The sequence below is a fragment of the Armatimonadia bacterium genome (genome assembly GCA_039679385.1).
Classification (GTDB): Bacteria; Armatimonadota; Zipacnadia; order Zipacnadales; family JABUFB01; genus JAJFTQ01.
This window is the reverse complement of the sequence record JBDKVB010000048.1, coordinates 24,320-45,214: the sequence shown is the minus strand read 5'-3', so window position 1 is coordinate 45,214 and position 20,895 is coordinate 24,320. Positions and strand designations below refer to the sequence as shown.

Below are 20,895 nucleotides of genomic sequence, written 5' to 3'. Positions count from 1 at the left end.
TCAGGTCGACCTACCCAAGTCAGGCATTGCAGAGGGGCCGCCGTACCAAGCCGGGGCCCTCAGGGAGTGCGTCGTGCATAGGTGCAGTCCAGCACCAGGGCGATCAGCACCAGGAGCAGCCCCGGCCACAGGTAACGAGCGAACTCCTCGACGACAGGCCGGCGCTTGCTGAGCTCGAACTGGCTCTTCTCCAGCGAGCGGATGTCCTTGTAGATGCCCGCCAGGGCCTGGGCGTCGGTGGCACGGAAGTACTTGCCGCCCGTGGTCTCAGCGACCCTCTGGAGGGTCTTCTCGTCCATCGGGATCTGGACGTAGCGCTTGCCGAAGAGCCCGTCGCTGACCGGCACAGGACCGCCATCCGGCTTGCCCACACCCACGGCGTAGATCTTGATCCCCAGGGCTGCCGCGGCGCGGGCAGCGGTGACCGGGCCGATCTTGCCCCGGTTGTTGACGCCGTCGGTCATGAGGATGATGACCCGGCTCTTGCCCTTGGACTCACGTAGCCGCTGGGCGGAGGTGGCGATGGCCATGCCGATGGCCGTCCCGTCCTGGATCATCCCCTGCTGCACCTGCTCCAGGAGTTGTGCGACCATCTCGTGGTCCAGGGTGAGTGGGCACTGGGTGAAGGCACGACTGGCGAAGATCACCAGCGCGAGCCGATCGTTCTCACTCTCCAGGGCGAAGCGGCTGAGGGTCTCCTTGGCCACGGTGAAACGGTTCTTCGGCTGGAAGTCCTCTGCCGACATGCTGCCGGAGATGTCATAGGTCAGGACGATGTCGATGCCCTCGCTGGTATCCTTCTCGACTGAGCCCTGGCCCTGGGGACGAGCCAGCGCAACGATCAGCAGCACTAGGCCGAAGAGGCGGAGCCAGGGCACACAGGCCGCCACCATCGGTCTCACCTGAGCCCGGCGGATGGGCAGGCCATCCGTCTCGGTATACACGACCGCCGCCGCAGGACGATGGTTCCCTCGCAGGATGCGCCATGCCAGGAAGGGGACCACCAGAAGGGCCAGAAAGGCCCAGGGAAAGGCGAATTGGATCATTGCGTTTGGCGTGCCGGTGTCGGCCTCAGATTTCCGCCGGCGCCGAGACCTCCTGCCCGGCAGGCTCAGCAGCCAGGCTCGTGTCTTGTACCAGGCTTCGGGTTTCGTCCAGGTCAGCTTCGGCCTCGCCCGCCAGGCGGTGATGGTGGGCGAACTTGGTCAGATCGGCGGCCTGCAGCAAGGCCTTGAAGCGCCCGCACACCTCGGAGGGCACATGCCGGCGCTGCAGGTCGCGCAGGATCATCCAGGTGGTCTGCTCCATCGCCGGGACGTCGTAGCGTGCCTCGAGGTACTCGCGCACAATCGTGCTCAGGCGCGTGTAGAAGTCAACGACTGCGCCGGCCTCCAGGAGCCTGTCTTCCTCGAGCGCCGCCAACTCACGCAGAGCCCTCGCATGGGCCGTCAGGGCTTCCTGCGTGGCGGCTGCGACCCTCTGCCTTCGCCTGAGACGCTTGCGCAGGTACCAGACCAGCGCCACCAGAACAGCAAGCGCCAGCAGGATCTTGAGCACCAGTAGGAACCACTGCTCGGTGTCCATCTTGATCGGAACCGGGTCGCGGATGTCCTTGATCTCCCGGGAATCGGCCGTCAGTACGCTCACGACGGCGACCTTGACCGAGGGCACCTTCACCGTCTGCGGCGACTGGCTGTTGGGGACTCGGCAGGAGAGCTCCAGACCGGACAGCTCCCTCTCCCCTACCTCGAAGATCGCCAGCTTGTAGGTGAGCGTGACGGCGGTCTGGTCCCCAGAAGGTTGTGAGCTGGTGGAACTGTCGCGGATCTCGAAGGGCGCCAGATGCTGGGCCGGCTCGACCAGGGACACCGTCGTTCCCGTCGGGCAGGTGACCTGGAGCTTGAGGGTCAGCACTTCGCCAACAGTGATCCGCTGTTTGTCGGTCGAGGCGGTCGCGGTCAGAGGGGCGTTCGTCTGGGCACAGGCCAAGCCCTGGGCCGCCAACAGGGCGCCCACTGCGAAGGCAACAGCCACTAACCGAGATGGGTATGCGCGCATAGAAGGTCAGAGCCAGGGCCTGGAGGAGGTCTGGTAGAAGGCTTTGTACGTGTCGAGCCCCTGGGAAGTCGGTCAGTGTGCCTGCCCCTGCGACGGTACCACAGTCAGGGCGGGCCTGCATCGGCTAGCGACGGAGGCGTCGCCTACGCTTCTCAAAAAACTGCACGAGCGGGTCAACGGGCGAGGTGGCGGTGCTGATCGAGACCAGGTCGATGCCCTGCGAGAGGAACTTCGCTCGCCGTTCCTCCGCCCGTCGCTGCTCAATCATCTTGTGAACATGCTTGAAGGTGCCGGTCGCGGTGTCCACCAGCACCCGGCGGCCTGTCTCCGCATCCTCGAGGTCAATCAGGCCCGCAGATCCCAGGTCGTGCTCCCGCGGGTCATACAGGTCGACCGCGATCACATCATGCCGCCTGTGAGCGATGGTGAGAGCGTCCAGGTAGCCGCTGTCCCGGAAGTCGGAGATCACGAACATCACCGAGCGGCGGGTCAGCGTCCGTGTCGCGAATTCCACGGCGGCAGAGATGTCGGTGTGACGGTGTCGCCGCTGTGGACCCAGGACCTCGCGGATCACGCGCAGAACCTGGTGACGGCCCTTGCGCGGCGGCAGGAAGAGCTCCACCTCGTCGGTGAAGGTGATCAGGCCGACCTTGTCGTTGTTCTTGATCGCTGAGAAGGCCAGGAGCGCGCAGACTTCCGCGGCCGACTCGGCCTTCGTGCGCTCCTGTGAGCCGAAGTCCAGGCTCCCACTGGCATCGACGATCAGGACGACGGTGAGCTCGCGCTCTTCGACGAAGCTCTTCACATGGGGCGTGCCGGTTCGGGCGGTGACGTTCCAGTCGATGCTGCGGACGTCGTCACCGACCGTGTAGGGACGCACCTCGCTGAACTCCAGCCCCAGACCCTTGAAGACAGAGTGATAGCCGCCGGCGAAGAAATCGTCGGACATGCGGTCGGTGCGGATCTCGATGTGCCGCACACTTCTCAGAAGAGACTGCTGATCAAGCATGTGCCAGGGCTACCCAGGTTTCGCTTAGTGCGGCGATCAGGGAATCGCGACAGTACGCAGGGTTCTCTCAACGATGTCGTCGGTAGTGAGCCCCTCGGCCTCGGCCTCGTAGGAGAGGAGGATTCGGTGCCGCAGGACGTCCGGCGCCAACGCAACGACATCATCCGGGATGACGTAGCCACGGCCCTGCACGAAAGCCAGGGCCTTCGAGGCCAGGGTCAGGTAGATGCTGCCACGCGGCGAGGAGCCGTAGTCGATGAGCGCCTTGCAGGCCTCGAGACTACTCGCGCTCTGCTCCCAGGCCGAGCGCTGCTCCCTGGTGAGATCCTGGCGGTCGCGCAGTCGCTCTCGTGAGGCGGCCGCCGCTTCTGCCGGGTCGCGGGTGGCGCAGACCAACTCAACGATGTAGCGCTCCAGCTTCTCGTCCATGTACACGTCGTGGACGACCCCGCGGGCTCGAAGGATATCCTGGCCCGTGCAGACGGCCTGGGGCTGAGGACCCTCGCGGGTTGCCCAGCGGCGCAGGATGCCCAGCTCCTCCTCCTTGGAAGGGTAGCTGACCTTGAGCTTGAGCATGAAGCGGTCAACCTGGGCCTCCGGCAGGGGGTATGTGCCCTCCTGCTCGATGGGGTTCTGGGTGGCCAGAACGAGAAAGGGCTCCTCCAGGTGGAAGGTCTCGCCGCCGATGGTCACCTGCCGCTCCTGCATGGCCTCCAGGAGTGCGCTCTGCACCTTCGCAGGCGCCCGGTTGATCTCGTCGGCAAGAATAAGGTTGGAGAAGATCGGGCCCTTCTTGACGAAGAACTCGCGGGAGCGTTCGTCATAGACCATCGTCCCGACGATATCGGCCGGCAGCAGGTCAGGAGTGAACTGCAAGCGCTGGAAGCCGGTGTCGATGGTCTGCGCCAGGGTCTTGACGGCGAGAGTCTTGGCCAGACCGGGCACGCCTTCCAGGAGCACGTGTCCGTTGGCCAGCAGCGCCACTAACAGTCTCTCCACCAGGTAGTCCTGGCCGACGATGACGCGGGACATCTGCTCCCGCAGGGCGGGGACGAACTCCGAGGCTTCCGCGATTCGCTGGTTCAGCTCGGCAAGGGCGGGTTCCATGTCATGAACCTTTCGCAAGGGCATGGGGGCAGGCGGTCAGTGGCCCCAGCACCATCGGAGCGGCCTCAAGCTGGGACCTCGGGCCCTTGACCCGGCGGTCGTGCTGGAGAGCCGCTCCTCGAGGACCGTACCGATGTAAACACCTTCCACGCCCGGGAGTCTCCCGAGACGGACGACTAGGAGACGTGCATTCCGCAGTCCACGTGCAGGATCTCGGCCGTGATGGCACTGGCCATGTCACTGAGCATGAAGGCTGCGGCGTTGCCGACCTCACGCAGTTCCACGTTGCGGTGCATGGGCGAGCAGGCCTCCACACCGCGAAGCAGGCTGGTGAACTGCGGGATACCACGAGCGGCCGGGGTGCTGATTGGGCCAGGCGAGAGCGCGTTGACGCGGATGCCCTGCGGTCCCAGCTCAGAGGCCAGGTAGCGAACGACGCACTCCAGGGCGGCCTTGGCGACGCCCATCGGCCCGTACGAGGGGACGATGCGCTGGCTGGCGACGTAGGTCATGGTGAGGATGCTGCCACCTTTGGGCATCAGGGGCGCGGCATAGCGGGAGACGGCTGCGAGGGAGTAGGCGCTGATGTCATTCATCAGCTTGAAGCCCTCGCGTGAGGTCCCGACCATTCCTGCCTGCATATCCTCGCCAGGAGCGAAGGCCACACTGTGGACAACGAAGTCGACGCTGCCCCACTCCTTCTGGAGGGTCTGGAAGAGGGCCTCGATCTCCTCGTCCTTGGTGACATCACAGGGCAGTACCAGGGCTCCACCGAGCTCGCTGCCCGCCTCTTCGGCCCGCTCTCTCTCGCGCTCGCCCCGGTAGCTGAGGCAGAGCTGAGCACCGTTCTCAAGGGCCGCCTGTGCAATGGCGTAGCCGATGGTGCGGTGGCTGCGGATGCCGAAGATGACGCCTTTCTTTCCACTCAGTAGCATAGGGTGTTCGTTCTCCTCGGAGGTCGGCCACCCCTGGACGGCCGGGTAGCGCGGCCCTTGCTGTGATGCAGCGGGCATCTGGGTCTCCCGCCAACCAAACAAAGGCGCTCCGCGCATGAGTATGCGGAGCGTATCCGATATTCTAACCGAAGGCTCCATACAGCGTCAAATAGCGCCGAGACACTGGTGCCAAGGCGCGACCTGTGCTACCGTACAGAGCGTCGCAGGTAAGGCGAGGATTGGCCCCGCCCTCCTATTGCCGGAGGAACACGACTTGTTTGTCACCGCTCATATGCTGGCTGGCGCCGCTGTGGGAAAGATCCTCAAACGCCCCTGGGCGGCCTGGCCTGTCGCCTTCGTGAGCCACTTCGTCCTCGACGCTATCCCCCATGTGGATGGTGGCGGTTTCTTCGGCGTTGCCGGCGGTCAGCCCAACGCGCCGATGATGGCACTTGGAGTGTTCGACACTCTCGTCGGCCTGGGGCTGGTGCTGTGGCTGCTGCGTGGACGGCCGGGGTTCCGGCTGGCCTTCATCGCCGCCATCTTCGCGACCTTGCCCGACCTCATGGACTACGTTCCTCCCCTCAACGGGTGGGTGCATGCCTGTCCAGCGACCTCCTGGATCACTCCGGTGCACGACTGGTTCAGCAACGGCCTACCGGGCTCGCGGTGGCTCCTGGGATCATCGACGCAGCTTGCCGTGGCTGTCCTCTCGATTCTGGTGCTCACCCGCGGGTCGACCTCTGCAAGCCCTGCACCCGAGGAAGCTCAGGTTCTCGCACACGGGTAGAGCAAACCGCGCCGAGATCATGGAGGATTATTGGCCTGCGATGTCGTATCTAGTGCAGTCATGACTGCCTCCGAGCGCCGTGACCTCCGCAATGGGCTACTGTTCACCTCGCCCTGGATCCTGGGCGCGACGGTGTTCCTGGTGGGTCCGATCCTGTTCTCCCTCTATGCAAGCTTCTGCGACTACTCGGTCTTGCGGCGGCCGGAGTGGATCGGGCTCTCGAACTACACGGACCTCATGAGCGACGAGGTTTTCTGGAAGGCCCTCGCCAACACCCTCGTCTTCGCGTCCCTGAGCATCCCCATCGGTCTGGTCGTCTCTCTGGGACTCGCCTTCCTCCTCAACACCGGCGTTCGCGGGATGACGGTGTTCCGCACGATTTTCTTCCTGCCGTCGCTGGTCCCCATGGTGGCGCTCGCGATCATCTGGCTGTGGATCTTCAATGGTGAGAACGGGGTGCTGAACTACTTTGTCACCAGCGCCTTCGGCCTGCTGGGCCTGAAGGTCACGCCGCCAGGATGGTTGACCGACCCGGCATGGTCCAAGCCAGCCCTCGTGATGATGAGCGCGTGGACCGTCGGGCATGCCATCGTCATCTACCTGGCCAGCCTCCAGGACGTCCCCGTACACCTGTATGAAGCCGCCGAGCTTGACGGTGCGAGCTACCTCCAGAGGCTGCGCTACGTCACCATCCCAAGCATCTCTCCGGTGATCCTGTTCAACCTCATCATGGGGATCATCGGCACGCTGCAGACCTTCGCCGTGCCCTATGTCATATCGCCCAGCGGAGCGCCGGCGCGGTCGATCTACTTCCTGGCGATGTACCTGTACGACAACGCTTTCCCCTACCTTCGCATGGGGTATGCGTGTGCGATGGCCTGGATACTGTTCATCCTTATCCTGTTGCTGACCCTACTCGCGCTGAAGGTCTCGTCGCGGCACGTGCACTATGGCGGCATGTAGCGCCCTGCACCGCGCAACACAACAGCGCAAGAGCGACCTTGCCCAGGGACCGCCACACTAACCCTTTGCCCTCACGGTGGGCGCACAGATGACCGTTACCTCACGAACCGGAAGGCTCCTCACCTACCTGATCCTCGCAGCGGGATCACTTGTCTTCATGTTCCCGCTGCTGTGGATGCTGTCCACCTCGCTGAAGCCCATCGAGGAAACCATGCGGATGCCGCCGGTGTGGATTCCGTCGACCATCGAGTGGCACAACTACTGGGACGCCGTCAAGTACGGCAGCGACAAGCTCGGCTACGTCCCCTTCCTGCGCTATGCGCTCAACACGATCTACCTTGCAGTGCTGGGCGTCATCGGCTGCGTTGTGTCCAACGCCTTTGTTGCCTACGGGTTCGCGCGCATCCAATGGAAGGGACGCGACTTCCTGTTTGCCCTGACCCTGGCAACCATGATGGTGCCCTTCCCGGTCACGATGGTCGCGGTGTTTGCGATCTTCCGCGAGCTGCACTGGATCGGGACCTTCCGGCCGTTGTGGGTCCCGGCGTTCTTCGGCAGCGCCTTCAACATCTTCCTGCTGCGCCAGTTCTTCCTGACGATCCCTCAGGAGCTTTCGGATGCGGCCCGCATCGACGGGTGCTCAGAGTTGGGGATCTTCCGGCATGTGATTCTGCCGCTGTCGAAGCCCGCGCTGGCCGTGGTGGCGTTGTTCCACGTCCTCTATGTGTGGAACGACTTCCTTGGGCCCCTGATCTACCTCACCGACCAGAAGATGTTCACGCTGTCCCTGGGACTGCAGTTCTACCAGAGTCAGCATGGGGGAACGGAGTGGCACATGCTGATGGCCGCCTCGGCCATCGTGGTGCTGCCGATGATCCTGCTGTTCTTCTTCACGCAGCGGCAGTTCATCCAGGGGATCACACTCACGGGGATTAAGGGGTAGCCCAAGAGCCGCAGAGGATACGGTGTGGTCTGAGGGCGGGTAGCTGTAACGGGGAACAAGAAAGCCGGACGGGACTGGTCCCGTCCGGCTTCTGCTTGGTCGGTGAGTTTGGGTTAGTCGGCCTGGATGGTGAACAGGTACTTCACGGCGACGCCCGAGACAGTGTGCGTCGCGGTCAGTGAGCCCTGGTTCATCGACTTGACATGGCCGTCGCAGAAGAGGATGTTGGCCTGCTCGTTGTGGAGGTAGATGGAGGTGCTGATCGGCACCTGTGTGTAGCCGGCCGGAATGTCATACTGGCTGGCGGCCTCGAAGGTGCCGGAATAGTCCGTGAATTCGACGGTCTCCGCCGGTGCAAGAACCTGAGCCAGGTTCCTGCCGTTGGGATAGGTCGCTGCCGGCCCGCCGGCCCCGGCCGTGCCGCCATAGTAAGCAGAGTTGATGCCGTAGGCCAGGTTGGTGCGGTTGAAGGTGTAGCCGCCCCAGGTGGTGGGGCCAAGGAGGTTGGCCTTTCTCCCACTGGAGGGGCAGTCAAGAAGCTGGGTGTTCTTGATGTACGGCATGAGCATGTCGGCCCAAGTGGTGCCGTCCTGGCCGTTGACCATGCGCCACGCGCGCACCAGTGTCTCATCATAGTCCTGTGCATACATCGTGGAGGCGATACCGATCTGCTTGAGGTTGCTCTGGCACGCTGCCTGTCGTGCCTTCTCACGCGCACGAGCGAAGACAGGGAAGAGAATAGCTGCGAGGATAGCGATGATGGCAATAACCACAAGCAACTCGATGAGGGTGAACCCCTGACGCCTGCCCAGCATAGTCACCATCTCCTTCGTGGATGTGACAAGCCGTCTCACCTGCTTGTCCTATAATACACAATACACCACGAAGCGGCCCCTGTAAACCACAAAACCGCTCCGGCAAGCCACGAGCGCACACGAAAGAGCCGGACGGGAGGTCTCCCGTCCGGCTCGTGATGCCAGTGGCTGGCTTGTTGGTCTAGTCGTCCTGGATCGTGAAGAGGTACTTCACGGCAACGCCGCTGACGGTATGGGTCGCAGTCAGTGCGCCCTGATTCATGGACTTGACGTGCCCGTCGACAAACAGAACGTTGGACTGGTCGTTGTGCCGGTACGCTGAGGTGCTCAGAGGCTGTGCGGTGTAGACAGTCGGAACGTCATACTGGGCAGCCGCCTCCCAGTAGCCGTTGTAGTCGGTGTGCAGGACCGTCTCGGCTGGTGCCTTGATCTGGGCCATGTTATAACCGCTCGGCCGGGATGCTGCGGGACCGCCGGCGCTGCCGGCAGTGCCTCCCCAGTAGCAAGCGTTGATCCCGTAGGACATGGCGGCCCGGCTGATGGTCTGGCCGCCGAAGATGGAACTGGTGTAGAGGGTGACCTTCAATCCGCTGGAGGGGCAGTCGAGCATCTGCAGGTTCTTGATGTAGGGCATGAGCATGTCTGCCCAGGTGGTGCCATTCTGGTCGTTGGAGATGCGCCAGGAGGTTACCATGGTCTCATCGTAGTCTTGTGCGTACATGATAGCGGCAAGGCCGATCTGCTTCAGGTTGCTCTGGCAGCCTGACTGGCGTGCCTTCTCGCGTGCCCTGGCAAAGACAGGAAAGAGGATCGCTGCAAGGATGGCGATGATGGCGATGACCACGAGCAGTTCAATAAGGGTAAAGCCGGACCGTCTCTGTCGCATACTCCACATCGTCCTCTCAGGTTGCTGAAGCGCTTGGGCCTGACCGACCCGAGCGCATACCATACACCAGAATTCCAGCGGAGTAAAGCACCGAGTACCTTCGTGGGCCTTGCCAGGCATACAGAAGAGCCGAGCGGGATGGACCCGCCCGGCTCTTGCTAGGCTCGGTGGTACTGGAAGGAGTAGCTAGTCGGCCTGAGAGGTGAACAGGAACTTCACGTCGACGCCGCTGATGTTGTGGGTAGCCGTGAGAGAGCCCTGGTTCATGGACTTGACGTGCCCATCACAGAACAGCACGTTGGACTGATCGTTGTGGCGGTAGGCCGCGGCGTTCACGGGCTGCACGAGGTAGGTGGCCGGGATGTCGTACTGGGCGGCGGCCTCGAAGGAACCGCTGTAGTCGGTGGCCAGAACCGTCTCTGCGGGGGCCAGGATCGTGGCCATTGAGCGACCGCCCGTCGGGCGCCACGCCGCAGGGCCGGTTGCGCTGCCGGCGGTGTTGCCCCAGTAGCAGGCGTTGGCACCGTAGGACATGATCGTGCGGCTAACGGTCTGGCCGCCAAAGGTGGCGCTGGTGTAGAGGACGACCTTCATGCCACTAGAGGGGCAGTCGAAGAGCTGGAGGTTCTTGACGTAGGGCATGCACATATCCGCCCACGTGGTGCCGTTCTGGTCGTTGCTGATCCTCCAGGTCGTGAAGGTGGTCTCATCGTAGTCCTGGTTGTACATCATGACGGCGACGCCGATCTGTTTGAGGTTGCTCTGGCACGCGGACTGGCGGGCCTTCTCCCGAGCCCTCGCGAAGACGGGGAACAGAATGGCTGCGAGGATGGCGATGATGGCAATGACAACGAGCAGCTCGATCAGGGTGAAACCGGTACCTCTGCGTCGCATGTGCTCATCTCCCTCACTGGCTGATGTTGCTCTTTGGTCTGCACACCCCCGTGCTGGTAGATGCGCTAGACCCGAACATCCGCAGACCACATGTCATCGATAGAGGCAGCGCTTGCCGGGTGTGAAGGAGCCGGGCAGGATATCCCTGCCCGGCTTCTGCTCTGTTGGGGGTATCGGAGAGGCTGAACTAGTCGGCCTGAGAGGTGAACAGGAACTTAACGTCGACGCCGCTGATGTTGTGGGTAGCCGTGATCGAGCCCTGGTTCATGGACTTGACGTGCCCGTCGCAGAACAGCACGTCTGACTGGTCGTTGTGCCGGTAGACCGCAGCGTTCAGAGGCTGCGCGGTGTAGGCGGCTGGGACGTCATACTGGGCGGCCGCCTCGAAGGAACCGGTGTAGTCGGTAAGCAGGATTGTCTCTGCCGGAGCGATGATCGTGGCCATGGAGCGACCGCCCGACGGGCGCCACGCAGCAGGGCCGCTGGCGCTGCCGGCGTAGTTGCCCCAGTAGGCGGCATTGGCGCCGTAGGACAGAAGGGTGCGGCTGACGGTCTGCCCGCCGAAGGTGGCGCTGGTGTAAAGGACGACCTTCAAGCCACTGGAGGGGCAGTCGAAGAGCTGGAGGTTCTTGACGTAGGGCATGATCATGTCGGCCCAGGTCGTGCCGTTCTGGTCGTTGCTGATTCTCCAACTGGTGAACGTGGTCTCGTCGTAGTCCTGGAAGTACATCATGCAGGCGACGCCGAGCTGCTTGAGGTTGCTTTGGCAGGCCGATTGCCGGGCCTTCTCCCGAGCCCTGGCGAAGACCGGGAAGAGGATTGCGGCGAGGATGGCGATGATGGCGATGACCACAAGCAGTTCGATAAGGGTAAAGCCCGCGCGACTTCTGTGCATTACCGTCATCTCCTTTTGCTTTCTGGGAACGAGTCATCGGATGCCCAACAAAGCATTATATGTATACCCGTCAGACCGCCCCGTGTCAACGGAAATGTAGTGCCGTCACGATTGCCTTACGCCTGCAGCCGGACACCCAGGCAAAGAAAAGACCGGACGGAGTAGCTCCGTCCGGCCTTGCTTTGTTGGGTCAGGGTCTTCTAGTCGGCTTCGATCGTGAACAGGTACTTTACGGCAACGCCGCTGATGGTGTGGGTAGCGGTCAGGGAGCCCTGATTCATGGACTTGACGTGCCCATCACAGAAGAGCACGTTGGACTGATCGTTGTGGCGGTAATCTGAGGTGTTGAGGGGGACCGCTGTGTAGGCGGCCTGGATATCGTACTGGCTGGCCGCTTCGTAGTTGCCGTAGTGGTCGGTGTGCAGCACGGTCTCCGCCGGCGCCTGGATGCGGGACATGTTCATGCCCGTCGGGCGATTGGCGGTGGGACCGCTGGCGCTTCCGGCATAGCCACCATAGTAGTTAGCGTTAGCACCGTAGGAAAGGGCAGTGCGGTTCACGGTGTAGCCGCCCCAGGTGGTCGGGCCCAGTAGCGTGGCCTTCAAGCCGCTGGAGGGGCAGTCGAGCAACTGCAGGTTCTTCATGTAGGGCATGAGCATGTCGGCCCAGGTAGTGCCGTCCTGGTTGTTCGTCATGCGCCAGGCGGTAACCATGGTCTCGTCATAGTCTTGCGCGTACATCGTGGCTGCGATGCCGATCTGCTTGAGGTTGCTTTGACAGCCTGACTGGCGTGCCTTCTCGCGTGCCCTGGCAAAGACCGGGAAAAGGATCGCGGCCAGGATGGCGATGATGGCGATTACGACGAGGAGCTCAATGAGGGTAAACCCGCGGTGCCTTCGCAGCAATGCTGTCATCTCCTCGAGAGATGAGGTCCACTGCCCAACAAAGCACCGTCACTATAGTCGGGAAGCCTGCTCGAAGTCAACGTCACGACTTCGTGGCTCCGGGAAAAGAAAAGACCGGACGGAGTAGCTCCGTCCGGCCGGTGCTTTGCCAGGTCCATCAACTGCCTTCTAGTCGGCCTGGATCGTGAACAGATACTTGACGGCTACGCCACTCACACTGTGGGTAGCGGTAAGGGCGCCCTGGTTCATGGACTTCACGTGACCATCGCAGAAGAGCACGTCGCTCTGATCGTTGTGGCGGTAGGTCGCGGTGTTGAGAGGCGTCGCCGTGTAGTTGGCGTGGACGTCATACTGAGCAGCCGCCTCGTACTTGCCGTAGTGGTCGGTGGCCAGAATGGTCTCTGCCGGTGCCATGATGCGGGCCATGTTGAGGCCGCTCGGTCGATCGGCCGCAGGTCCACTGGCGCTGCCGGCACGCCCACCATAGTAGCAGGCGTTGAGACCGTAGGAGATGGCCTCGCGGCTCACGGTCTTGCCACCCCAGGTGGTGTTCATGAGGCTGGCCTTGAGACCGCTGGACGGGCAGTCAAGGATCTGCAGGTTCTTCATGTAGGGCATGAGCATGTCGGCCCAGGTGGTACCGTTCTGGTCATTGCTGATGCGCCAGGCAGTGACCATGGTCTCGTCATAGTCCTGGGCGTACATCGTGGCTGCGATACCGATCTGCTTGAGGTTGCTCTGACAGCCTGACTGACGGGCCTTCTCGCGTGCTCTGGCAAAGACGGGGAACAGGATCGCCGCCAGGATAGCGATGATGGCAATGACTACGAGGAGCTCAATGAGGGTAAACCCGTGGTGCCTCGAACGCAATACTGTCATCTCCCTTTCAGGTGTAGCCTGTTGCCCAGCAAAGCCCCAAACGTATACTCCCTGCGCCTCCCGGTGTCAACACCGCGGGCGCGACCCTTGGGCAGACAAACCTACACGCAAAGAGAAGGGCCGGACGGGGTCTCCCCTATCCGGCCAACGCTTTGCTGGGCAAGCCACATTCTAGTCCGCCTGGATGGTGAACAGGTACTTGACGGCGACGCCGCTCACGGTGTGAGTAGCGGTGAGTGCCCCCCGGTTCATCGATTTGACGTGACCATCGCAGAAGAGCACGTTGCTCTGGTCGTTGTGGCGGTAGATCGAGGTGCTGATCGGCGTCTGCGTGTAGCCGGTCGGGACGTCATACTGACCACCGGTCTCGAAGAACCCCGAGTAGTCTGTCAGGAGTACAGTCTCAGCCGGAACGAGGATCCGTGCCAGCGCATAGCCGGTGGGCCGGGATGCAGCGGGTCCCGAGGCACTACCGGCGGTGCCGCCCCAGTAGGTGGAGTTGATACCGTAGGACAAGGCGCCTCGATTGACCGTCCTCCCTCCCCAGGTGGTTGCGATCAGGCTGACTTTCATGCCACTGGACGGACAGTCGAGAAGTTGCAGATTCTTGATGTAGGGCATGAGCATGTCGCCCCAGGTGGTGCCGTTCTGGTCGTTGGTCATACGCCAGGCGGTGACCATCGTCTCGTCGTAGTCCTGGGCATACATCAGTGAGGCGATGCCGATCTGCTTGAGGTTGCTCTGACAGCCCGACTGACGGGCCTTCTCGCGTGCCCTGGCGAAAACCGGGAACAGGATCGCCGCCAGGATGGCGATGATAGCAATGACGACGAGGAGCTCGATCAAGGTGAACCCGCGGTGCTTTCGCAGCAATGCCCTCATCTCCTGAGTAAGGGATTGCTTGCCCAACAAAGCTGATTCAATATAGCGGCGGAGTTGCCCGCTGTCAACGAAATCCACGGACATCCCGGGCTACCCCTCCAGAGGGCACAAAAGAAAAGGCCGGACGAGAGCTGACTCGTCCGGCCTTTGGTTGCACTGATTGTGAAGACCTAGTCGTCTTCGATCGAGAACAGGTACTTGACGTTGGTGCCGCTAACGTTGTGCGTCGCAACGAGAGTGCCCTGGTTCATCGACTTGACGTGACCGTCGCAGAACAGGACGTTGGACTGCTCGTTGTGCCGGTACACAGCAGCGTTGATCGGCACTGCGGTGTAGTAACTCGGCGGATCGTACTGCCCGCTGGTCTCGTAGTGCCCGTAGAAGTCGTTGAGCAGAACGGTCTCTGCCGGGGCCATGATCCGAGCCATGTTGAGGCCGGTCGGCCGGTTAGCGATCGGGCCGGTGGCGCTGCCTGCGTGGCCGCCCCAGTAGACGGTGTTGATTGCGTAGGAGAGGCCTTCACGGTTCAGTGTCTGGCCGCCCCAGGTGGCGCTGATGAGGTTGACCTTCATGCCGCTTGACGGGCAGTCCAGGATCTGGATGCTCTTGTTGTAGGGCATGAGCAGGTCAGCCCAGGTGGTGCCGTTCTGGTTGTTGCTCATGAGCCAGCCGGTAACCATGAACTCGTCGTAGTCCTGCGCGTACATCTGTGCCGCGATGCCAAGCTGCTTGAGGTTACTCTGGCAGGCAGACTGGCGGGCTTTCTCTCGTGCCCGGGCGAAGACCGGGAAGAGGATTGCCGCAAGAATGGCGATGATCGCGATAACAACCAGCAACTCGATGAGCGTGAAACCGGTGCGCCTTGCTCTCAAGACATTCATCTCCTCATCAGTATCGAGCCGCAACGTTAACCATCACATGCAATGGACGAGTGTTTATATCCCATCGGGCCGCGGCTGTCAACCGCGCAGGAGGAATCGTTGCTTCGGACCCCGAAGTCGCCTCTCACCTCGTCGAAGACCGGCGAGGACGGGCACACTCGGCGACAGGAGGCAGGACAATGGAGACCGCAACCTTTGGGGCTGGATGCTTCTGGGGCGTTGAGGCACGGTTCCGTCAGGTGCCCGGCGTCCTTGACACGGCCGTGGGGTTCATGGGAGGCAGCAAGGACAACCCCTCGTACCAGGAGGTCTGCACCGACCGGACCGGCCATGCGGAGGTGGTACAAGTCGCCTTTGACCCGGCGAAGGTCACCTACGAGCAACTCCTGAAGGTCTTCTGGGAGGTGCACGATCCCACGCAGTCGAACCGTCAGGGACCGGACGTCGGGACGCAGTATCGGTCGGTGATCTTCTACCACGGCGAGCAGCAGAGAACCGCCGCGGAGGCAGCCTTGCGCGAACTTGAGGCTTCAGGAGCCTACACGGAGCCCCTTGCCACCGAGATCGCCCCGGCAGGCACCTTCTGGCGCGCCGAGGAATACCACCAGCGCTACCTGGAGAAGCGTGGTCTGGGCGGGTGCCCTCTGTGATCGGCTAGCAGGGCCACGACAGTGCACAGAACTCCCGGACACCCTTTTGGGGAAGGGCGCATACGTCGCGCGATTAGCTTGGAGACTAGCACGGAGGCTTTGCCATGGAGAAGCTGAAAGTCGGGATCCTCGGGCTGCAGCGAGGCATCACCCATCTGCGAAACATGCTGCACGTACCGGAGGCCGAAGTCCTTGTCGCTGCCGACCGCATGGAGTCTCGGCGCGAGCACGCCCGGGGCGTGATCGGTGACGCACCGGTCAAGCTCGTGTCCGAGTTCGATGAGATGCTGGAGATGAAGCCGGACGCGGTGGTGATCGCCAGCAATGGCCGGTGTCAGACACGCCACGCGATCCAGGCCATGGAGGCCGGTGTCAATGTGCTCTCCGAGGTGCCCGGGGCCTTCACGGAGCTGGAGTGCATCGAGCTGCGCGACTGCGTCCTGCGCACCGGCATGACCTACATGCTGGGAGAGAACGCCTGCTTCTGGGACTTCCTGCGCTACTTCCGCAAGTGGGTCGCCAACGGTCGCCTCGGCCACATGTCTGCGGCGGAGGCCGAGTATCTGCACTACCTGCCCGCCACCCTCGAGTGCCCTGACGGTGCGCGGCTGACCCCGAGTCAGGCCAAAGAGCAGGGACGTACCGACGGCAAGCCTACCTGGCGGGCCGATCAGCCGCCGATCCAGTACCTGACCCACGACCTCGGGCCACTGCTCGAGATGCTGGACGACCGAGTGGTCAGCGTCACCTGCATGGGCGCGCCCTGGCAGTCACTGGAGGCACCCCTGCGGTCGGACGCCCAGTTCGCGCTCTTCCGCACTGCCCGGGGTCTGGTTCTGCGGGTGATGGTCACGCTCAATACGCGGCGACCCTCGGAGCATCGCTACCGGTTGTTCGGAACCCTCGGAGCTGCGGAGTGGTCGCTGTACGAAGGCTTTGCACGCCTCTTCGACCGCGACCGTGAGGAGGCGCAGGGCTGGGAGGTCAAGGACATCGGCGTCGCAGCCCGTGACCAGGACACCAGCACGGGGCACGGTGGCGCCGACCTCAAGATGGCCCGCCACTTCGTCCTTGCGTTGCTTGAGGGTAAGCCGGCACCCATCGACGTCTTCCGGATGATCGACTACACGCTGCCGGGGATCATAGCCAACCGCTCGGCGGAAATGGGCGGCATGCCGCTGGCGATGCCGGAGTTGCGCACTCAGCCCTATGCTGGGACGACCTTCTGGGACTACGTGGGCCTGCCCGATTCCGAGCCCGAAGGTATCCCATACAAGGCCGGCAACTTCCTGCTGGAGGAGTAGGTGCGCCAACACCGGAGTATCAACCGCTGCGAGGCAAGGGGACAGCATGAAGATCACCGACCTTGTCCTGTTCGAGCTGACCGGCGAGTTCGCGGCTGAGGAGGAAGTGTCGCAGGAGCGCCAGGCTCAGCCGCTGGATGTCTACCCGGAGTTCGCCGGACGCGGAGTGGCGACGAGGGATCGGCGTCCCGGGGAACTCGTCACCCATCGGGCGACGTACCTCGAGGTCTGCACCGACGAAGGTGTCACGGGTCTGTTCGGGCCTGTCGACGGAGCCCACGCCTACCTGCTTGGCCATGAGATTCGCGACTTCGTGGTCGGGCGCGATCCGCTGGCGATCGAGACCCTCTGGGACCAACTCCTGCGGCGCAATCGTCATGGGCGCAGCGGCTACTATATGATGGCGATGAGCGCGCTGGACTGCGCCCTGTGGGACCTCAAGGGCAAGGTGTTTGGGCAGCCCGTGTACCGACTCCTGGGCGGTCCGACACGAGACAAGGTCCCGGCCTATGCGAGCATGTTAGGGTACTCGCTGGAGCGCGAGCCGCTGCAGAGGAAGGCCCTTGAGTACAAAGAGGCGGGCTTCCATGCCCAGAAGTGGTTCTTTCGTTGGGGGCCTGGCGACGGTCCCGAGGGAGCAGCCCGGAACCTGTCCATGGCTGTCGCTCTGCGGGAGGCTGTCGCGGGCGACGTGAACCTCATGTTCGACGCCTTCAACTCCTGGGATGTGCCCTACGCAGTGGATATGGCGAGGCGGATCGCGCCTTTGCGTCCTTTGTGGCTGGAGGAGCCGGTGCCGGTGGACCGTCTGGAGGGGCTGCGGCAGATTCGCCTTCGTGGCGGTGTACCCGTCGCGACCGGCGAGCACCTGTACACGCGGTGGCAGGTAAAGCAGCTTCTCGCCGCGGAGGCTGCGGACGTTGTGCAGGCCGACCCGGACTGGTGCGGCGGTATCAGCGAACTGGTCAAGATCGCAGCGGTCTGCTCTGCCTTCGATGTTCCGCTCTACCCTCACGGGCACTCACTCCATGCCGCGCTGCATGTGGCTGCAGCCTGCCCGCCGACCGTGCTGCCGATGGTGGAGTTCCTGTTCCTGCATCAGCGCAACAAGCAGCGGTTCATGAAGGGATACCTGGAGCCGGTGAACGGGGCGGTGCCGGTGCCCCAGGCTCCGGGACTGGGGATCGAGATCGATCCCGCCAAGGTCAAGGACCGTCGCCCGCTGAGCTAGGAGGCGACGAGTCAGGCACGCTTCCGCGGAGGCGCTGTTGATGAGCCCCTTCCCCACCTCAGACCTTGGCGTCGTGCGGGACCTTGCCGCACGGTGCTTTGAGCTGGCTACCAGCGAGGAGTACGAAGCCCGGCGGCGACGGTGGCGCGACGTCAACGAGCGTCGCAAGCCTGACCGTGCCCCGGTCTGGTGTCGCCCGGCAGGAGTGTGGCGCGAGCTTGTGCCTCCCGAGTCACTTGCGTGCACAGACGCGGGTTGCCGGCAGGTGGAGGTGGTGCTTCGCCAACACCTATATAAGGAGGGGGTCGGCGACGACCACATCTTCGACCCCTGGTGGTCGGTCCCGGTGCGCTGGCGGTCGGATCCGCCCGACCCCTGGGGTGTGCACCTCGGTCCGCAGGTTGCCTCCACGAGCCTGGGTGGGTTCCGCTACGACCCTCCCCTGAAGACGCCCGAGGACTTCGAGGCGGTGACAGTGCCGCAGTTCTGGCCGGACATGGAGGCCACGGAGCGCCAGGCCTCGCAGATGGCCGACCTTCTGGGCGAAGCCATGCCGGTGCGAGTCACCTGTGCGCCACCGCTGGCGCCGACTCTGGGGACGTACCTGGAGAAGCTGCGCGGGATGGGGCCGCTGATGGAGGACTTGGCCTTCCGCCCGCACCTGATCCACCGGCTCATGGCGAAGCTGACCGAGGGTGTGCTGGACGGCCTACGGGTCGCCGAAGACAGTGGCCTGCTCACCACCAACCACACCGAGCCGATGATCTGCAGTGACCCGGTGGAGGGCGGCGAGACCGACGGGCGGGTTGCCCTGCGGAACCTGTGGTCGGGCGCCAACAGCCAGGAGTTCGACCAGGTCTCCCCGGCCATGACCGAGGAGTTCCTGCTCAACTACCAGAAGCCGCTTTTCCAGCAGTTCGGCGCGGTCTGGTACGGCTGCTGCGAGAACCTCACCCACAAGATCGCGGCCGTGCTGCGCATCCCGAACCTGCGGGTGTTCGTCTGCTCAGCCTGGACGGACCTGGACCGCGTGATCGAGGCGTGCGACGGGAGGCACACGATCATGTGGCGGCAGTCGGCTGCGGCTGTGGTCTTCCCCGACGATCTGGAGCCGATCCGACGCCACCTCGACGAGGGCCTGCGAAAGCTGCAGGGCCACTCCTACCAGGTCGTGCTCCGAGAGCTGGAGACCCTTCAGGGCCATCCGAACCGCCTGAGAGAATGGGCGAATCTCGCAAAGGAGTTGGCCGCACGCTGGGCCTGAAGTGGCTCCTCCGCGTCGATCAATCAGAGTCGGCGCTGAGCGCGAGCCCGAGCATCAGGAGCTTCAGCACGCGGCTGGTGTCCCTGGCCCATTTGCAGTCCGGGTGACGGAACCGGTAGCCGTCGAGAAGAGCCGGGCCCAGGATGAGGACCCCAACTGCCTCCTCGCTCCACCCCAGAGAGTCCGCCATCCCCTTGGTGTCGCGCTCGTCAGGCCCAAACCCCGTGAAGGCGTCCAGTGCATAGCCGACGGTCAGACAGAAGTTGAAGGTCGCCATGCCCTTCAGGAGAGGTTCGTCCTCGTCGGCGAGGTTCGGGTGCTTCACCAACAACCACTCGTTGATCAGGTTCTCGGCATTGAACCCGGCCGAGGCCGTGAGGTAGTGCTCACGGTGGGTCAGGAGCCTGTCGGGCTGGATGGTGAAGAAGGGGATGAAGCCGAAGTCGACACGCATGAGGTAGGGATCCGACCCCACGGCGTAGTTCGCGACCACATGCCCCATCTCGTGCCCCAGGAAGCCAAGGAGGGCGCCCTGGAAGAACCGCGACGGGTCGCCGGCCCACGGTCCTTCAGGCTTCGGTGTCGGCGCAGCGGTTGGCTTCGGCTTGGACTCTTGCGATAGTGCATCAGCCTGCGCAGCTGGCGTCGCAGGTTGCGAGAGGGCCAGCCACTCTACCGGATCAGCCCAGGTGGCAGTCGTGCACAATAGCGCGACCAACACCGAGGCACGCAGCGCGGTCCTGCAAGCCATGTGGGTTCAGTCCTCGATCACGATGGCGCGGCAGGGAGCCGCGCAACTGTCTTCGAGCTTCATGGGCAGGGCACACAGGCGCACTCGGTTGGCCTTGACTTGGCTGAGGTTGACCACCGGCGCCAGCAGTAGCGTATCCCCCGAGAAGAAGCGATCCCAGAATCCCTGAGGCTGCTCCCAACTGTCGAAGCGCGGGGTGTCGCCGCAGACGATGGAGGGTTCGCGGTCGAGAATCCAGTCCATGGCCTCGCGCAGGAACCACGGGCAATCAGAGACGAAGTCAGACTCCCGCCAGTGCGCATCCCAGCCGGTGGCGACGATGACGGCATCCCCCGGACGCACCTCGACGCCGCAATCCTCCAGTTCCTTCCGTGTGACCGCCTCGTTGGGCTCCTTGGGCACGCGCAGGATCGCACACTCGCGCATCCACACCTCCTCCAGGGGCACCTCGATCAGAGCCGGGCCATCCAGACGCAAGTGACGCGAGGTCTCCAGGTACGTTCCGGACTGCACGCTCATGTTCATGTGCCACGAGTAGGTGGTGTGCTCCACGAAGTCCGGCGGTGGAATCGGGGCCACCTCGACCTCGCCGTAGGGGCCTCCGTAGGTCCACATTCCGCTGAATACCGGGCCGCTGATGTCGGTGATCTTCACGTCAGACCCTCCTGAAGGCGCGAGTCTCGGCTAGTTCCTAAGCGGTGGGGATCCTCCGTGGTCGTGGAGGCTTCCTCGATCCCTGCGAGGTGAATCGTGACTGCGTGCCCAGGCTTCCCGGGCCCGAGCGCAGGATGGTCGTCAACGTGGGGCAAACCGGGGTACACCTTTCGTCGGGGCTTTGGAAGGGCAGCCAAGG

22 protein-coding genes are annotated in these 20,895 nt (G+C 63.3%); 7 read left to right on the top strand and 15 right to left on the bottom strand.

Annotated elements, in window-relative coordinates; genetic code table 11:
• Nucleotides 1–59: 59 nt before the first annotated feature.
• The 5 genes from ABFE16_04515 to ABFE16_04495 all read right to left on the bottom strand — a co-directional run bounded on the left by ABFE16_04515 (nucleotide 60) and on the right by ABFE16_04495 (nucleotide 5,109).
• On the bottom strand, nucleotides 60–1,046 hold the full coding sequence (locus ABFE16_04515; GenBank protein MEN6344544.1) for a VWA domain-containing protein: 987 nt from the start codon (nucleotides 1,044–1,046) through the stop codon (nucleotides 60–62).
• Between the two features lie 25 nt (nucleotides 1,047–1,071).
• Nucleotides 1,072–1,989, bottom strand: coding sequence for a hypothetical protein (locus ABFE16_04510; GenBank protein MEN6344543.1), 918 nt, complete (start codon nucleotides 1,987–1,989; stop codon nucleotides 1,072–1,074).
• A gap of 193 nt (nucleotides 1,990–2,182) precedes the next feature.
• The gene (locus tag ABFE16_04505; protein MEN6344542.1) at nucleotides 2,183–3,067 is read right to left on the bottom strand and encodes a DUF58 domain-containing protein; all 885 of its coding nucleotides are present in this window, start codon (nucleotides 3,065–3,067) and stop codon (nucleotides 2,183–2,185) included.
• 36 nt (nucleotides 3,068–3,103) lie between these two features.
• Nucleotides 3,104–4,174 (bottom strand): AAA family ATPase, encoded by a 1,071-nt coding sequence (locus ABFE16_04500; protein MEN6344541.1) that lies wholly within the window; start codon nucleotides 4,172–4,174, stop codon nucleotides 3,104–3,106.
• Nucleotides 4,175–4,350: 176 nt separating this feature from the next.
• Entirely contained in the window at nucleotides 4,351–5,109 is a 759-nt protein-coding gene (locus ABFE16_04495) for an enoyl-ACP reductase (protein MEN6344540.1), read from the bottom strand.
• Nucleotides 5,110–5,383: 274 nt separating this feature from the next.
• On the opposite strand from ABFE16_04495, the gene ABFE16_04490 reads away from it, so the two are divergent.
• From ABFE16_04490 to ABFE16_04480, 3 genes are all read left to right on the top strand, one after another.
• Nucleotides 5,384–5,899, top strand: a complete 516-nt coding sequence (locus ABFE16_04490) for a hypothetical protein (protein MEN6344539.1) — start codon at nucleotides 5,384–5,386, stop codon at nucleotides 5,897–5,899.
• Between the two features lie 60 nt (nucleotides 5,900–5,959).
• Nucleotides 5,960–6,862: a sugar ABC transporter permease gene (locus tag ABFE16_04485; GenBank protein MEN6344538.1), complete on the top strand. Its 903-nt coding sequence runs from the start codon at nucleotides 5,960–5,962 to the stop codon at nucleotides 6,860–6,862.
• Between the two features lie 88 nt (nucleotides 6,863–6,950).
• Nucleotides 6,951–7,805 (top strand): carbohydrate ABC transporter permease, encoded by an 855-nt coding sequence (locus ABFE16_04480; GenBank protein MEN6344537.1) that lies wholly within the window; start codon nucleotides 6,951–6,953, stop codon nucleotides 7,803–7,805.
• 113 nt (nucleotides 7,806–7,918) lie between these two features.
• On the opposite strand, the gene ABFE16_04475 is transcribed toward ABFE16_04480, so the two are convergent.
• The 8 genes from ABFE16_04475 to ABFE16_04440 all read right to left on the bottom strand — a co-directional run bounded on the left by ABFE16_04475 (nucleotide 7,919) and on the right by ABFE16_04440 (nucleotide 14,833).
• The gene (locus ABFE16_04475) at nucleotides 7,919–8,620 is read right to left on the bottom strand and encodes a DUF1559 domain-containing protein (protein ID MEN6344536.1); all 702 of its coding nucleotides are present in this window, start codon (nucleotides 8,618–8,620) and stop codon (nucleotides 7,919–7,921) included.
• 181 nt (nucleotides 8,621–8,801) lie between these two features.
• Nucleotides 8,802–9,506 carry a DUF1559 domain-containing protein gene (locus ABFE16_04470; protein ID MEN6344535.1) on the bottom strand — a complete coding sequence of 235 codons (705 nt, stop codon included), beginning with the start codon at nucleotides 9,504–9,506 and terminating at the stop codon, nucleotides 8,802–8,804.
• A gap of 186 nt (nucleotides 9,507–9,692) precedes the next feature.
• Nucleotides 9,693–10,400 carry a DUF1559 domain-containing protein gene (locus ABFE16_04465; protein MEN6344534.1) on the bottom strand — a complete coding sequence of 236 codons (708 nt, stop codon included), beginning with the start codon at nucleotides 10,398–10,400 and terminating at the stop codon, nucleotides 9,693–9,695.
• A gap of 187 nt (nucleotides 10,401–10,587) precedes the next feature.
• Nucleotides 10,588–11,295 (bottom strand): DUF1559 domain-containing protein, encoded by a 708-nt coding sequence (locus tag ABFE16_04460; protein ID MEN6344533.1) that lies wholly within the window; start codon nucleotides 11,293–11,295, stop codon nucleotides 10,588–10,590.
• 200 nt (nucleotides 11,296–11,495) lie between these two features.
• On the bottom strand, nucleotides 11,496–12,200 hold the full coding sequence (locus ABFE16_04455) for a DUF1559 domain-containing protein (GenBank protein ID MEN6344532.1): 705 nt from the start codon (nucleotides 12,198–12,200) through the stop codon (nucleotides 11,496–11,498).
• A gap of 168 nt (nucleotides 12,201–12,368) precedes the next feature.
• Complete coding sequence (locus ABFE16_04450) at nucleotides 12,369–13,079, bottom strand: DUF1559 domain-containing protein (GenBank protein MEN6344531.1); 711 nt, start codon at nucleotides 13,077–13,079, stop codon at nucleotides 12,369–12,371.
• A 171-nt stretch (nucleotides 13,080–13,250) separates the two neighbouring features.
• Nucleotides 13,251–13,952: a prepilin-type N-terminal cleavage/methylation domain-containing protein gene (locus ABFE16_04445; protein MEN6344530.1), complete on the bottom strand. Its 702-nt coding sequence runs from the start codon at nucleotides 13,950–13,952 to the stop codon at nucleotides 13,251–13,253.
• Between the two features lie 179 nt (nucleotides 13,953–14,131).
• Nucleotides 14,132–14,833 carry a DUF1559 domain-containing protein gene (locus ABFE16_04440; GenBank protein MEN6344529.1) on the bottom strand — a complete coding sequence of 234 codons (702 nt, stop codon included), beginning with the start codon at nucleotides 14,831–14,833 and terminating at the stop codon, nucleotides 14,132–14,134.
• Nucleotides 14,834–15,021: 188 nt separating this feature from the next.
• Between ABFE16_04440 and msrA the strand changes: the two genes are divergently transcribed.
• The 4 genes from msrA (at nucleotide 15,022) to ABFE16_04420 (ending at nucleotide 19,291) form a co-directional block, all read left to right on the top strand.
• The gene (gene msrA, locus ABFE16_04435) at nucleotides 15,022–15,492 is read left to right on the top strand and encodes a peptide-methionine (S)-S-oxide reductase MsrA (protein MEN6344528.1); all 471 of its coding nucleotides are present in this window, start codon (nucleotides 15,022–15,024) and stop codon (nucleotides 15,490–15,492) included.
• 104 nt (nucleotides 15,493–15,596) lie between these two features.
• Complete coding sequence (locus tag ABFE16_04430; GenBank protein ID MEN6344527.1) at nucleotides 15,597–16,796, top strand: Gfo/Idh/MocA family oxidoreductase; 1,200 nt, start codon at nucleotides 15,597–15,599, stop codon at nucleotides 16,794–16,796.
• Nucleotides 16,797–16,842: 46 nt separating this feature from the next.
• Nucleotides 16,843–18,027: an enolase C-terminal domain-like protein gene (locus ABFE16_04425; GenBank protein MEN6344526.1), complete on the top strand. Its 1,185-nt coding sequence runs from the start codon at nucleotides 16,843–16,845 to the stop codon at nucleotides 18,025–18,027.
• A gap of 40 nt (nucleotides 18,028–18,067) precedes the next feature.
• Nucleotides 18,068–19,291: a hypothetical protein gene (locus tag ABFE16_04420; protein ID MEN6344525.1), complete on the top strand. Its 1,224-nt coding sequence runs from the start codon at nucleotides 18,068–18,070 to the stop codon at nucleotides 19,289–19,291.
• A gap of 19 nt (nucleotides 19,292–19,310) precedes the next feature.
• Here the strand turns inward: ABFE16_04420 and ABFE16_04415 are convergent, their stop codons facing one another.
• The gene (locus tag ABFE16_04415; protein MEN6344524.1) at nucleotides 19,311–20,042 is read right to left on the bottom strand and encodes a hypothetical protein; all 732 of its coding nucleotides are present in this window, start codon (nucleotides 20,040–20,042) and stop codon (nucleotides 19,311–19,313) included.
• Between the two features lie 6 nt (nucleotides 20,043–20,048).
• Entirely contained in the window at nucleotides 20,049–20,696 is a 648-nt protein-coding gene (locus ABFE16_04410; GenBank protein MEN6344523.1) for a cyclase family protein, read from the bottom strand.
• Nucleotides 20,697–20,895 lie beyond the last annotated feature (199 nt).

Excerpts from the sequence above, each read along its gene's own strand:
- ABFE16_04515 (MEN6344544.1), bottom strand. The coding sequence starts at position 1,046 with ATGATCCAATTCGCCTTTCCCTGGGCCTTTCTGGCCCTTCTGGTGGTC.
- ABFE16_04505 (MEN6344542.1), bottom strand. The coding sequence starts at position 3,067 with ATGCTTGATCAGCAGTCTCTTCTGAGAAGTGTGCGGCACATCGAGATC.
- ABFE16_04500 (MEN6344541.1), bottom strand. The coding sequence starts at position 4,174 with ATGGAACCCGCCCTTGCCGAGCTGAACCAGCGAATCGCGGAAGCCTCG.
- ABFE16_04495 (MEN6344540.1), bottom strand. The coding sequence starts at position 5,109 with ATGCTACTGAGTGGAAAGAAAGGCGTCATCTTCGGCATCCGCAGCCAC.
- ABFE16_04485 (MEN6344538.1), top strand. The coding sequence starts at position 5,960 with ATGACTGCCTCCGAGCGCCGTGACCTCCGCAATGGGCTACTGTTCACC.
- ABFE16_04480 (MEN6344537.1), top strand. The coding sequence starts at position 6,951 with ATGACCGTTACCTCACGAACCGGAAGGCTCCTCACCTACCTGATCCTC.
- ABFE16_04475 (MEN6344536.1), bottom strand. The coding sequence starts at position 8,620 with ATGCTGGGCAGGCGTCAGGGGTTCACCCTCATCGAGTTGCTTGTGGTT.
- ABFE16_04470 (MEN6344535.1), bottom strand. The coding sequence starts at position 9,506 with ATGCGACAGAGACGGTCCGGCTTTACCCTTATTGAACTGCTCGTGGTC.
- ABFE16_04465 (MEN6344534.1), bottom strand. The coding sequence starts at position 10,400 with ATGCGACGCAGAGGTACCGGTTTCACCCTGATCGAGCTGCTCGTTGTC.
- ABFE16_04460 (MEN6344533.1), bottom strand. The coding sequence starts at position 11,295 with ATGCACAGAAGTCGCGCGGGCTTTACCCTTATCGAACTGCTTGTGGTC.
- ABFE16_04450 (MEN6344531.1), bottom strand. The coding sequence starts at position 13,079 with ATGACAGTATTGCGTTCGAGGCACCACGGGTTTACCCTCATTGAGCTC.
- msrA (MEN6344528.1), top strand. The coding sequence starts at position 15,022 with ATGGAGACCGCAACCTTTGGGGCTGGATGCTTCTGGGGCGTTGAGGCA.
- ABFE16_04430 (MEN6344527.1), top strand. The coding sequence starts at position 15,597 with ATGGAGAAGCTGAAAGTCGGGATCCTCGGGCTGCAGCGAGGCATCACC.
- ABFE16_04425 (MEN6344526.1), top strand. The coding sequence starts at position 16,843 with ATGAAGATCACCGACCTTGTCCTGTTCGAGCTGACCGGCGAGTTCGCG.
- ABFE16_04420 (MEN6344525.1), top strand. The coding sequence starts at position 18,068 with ATGAGCCCCTTCCCCACCTCAGACCTTGGCGTCGTGCGGGACCTTGCC.
- ABFE16_04415 (MEN6344524.1), bottom strand. The coding sequence starts at position 20,042 with ATGGCTTGCAGGACCGCGCTGCGTGCCTCGGTGTTGGTCGCGCTATTG.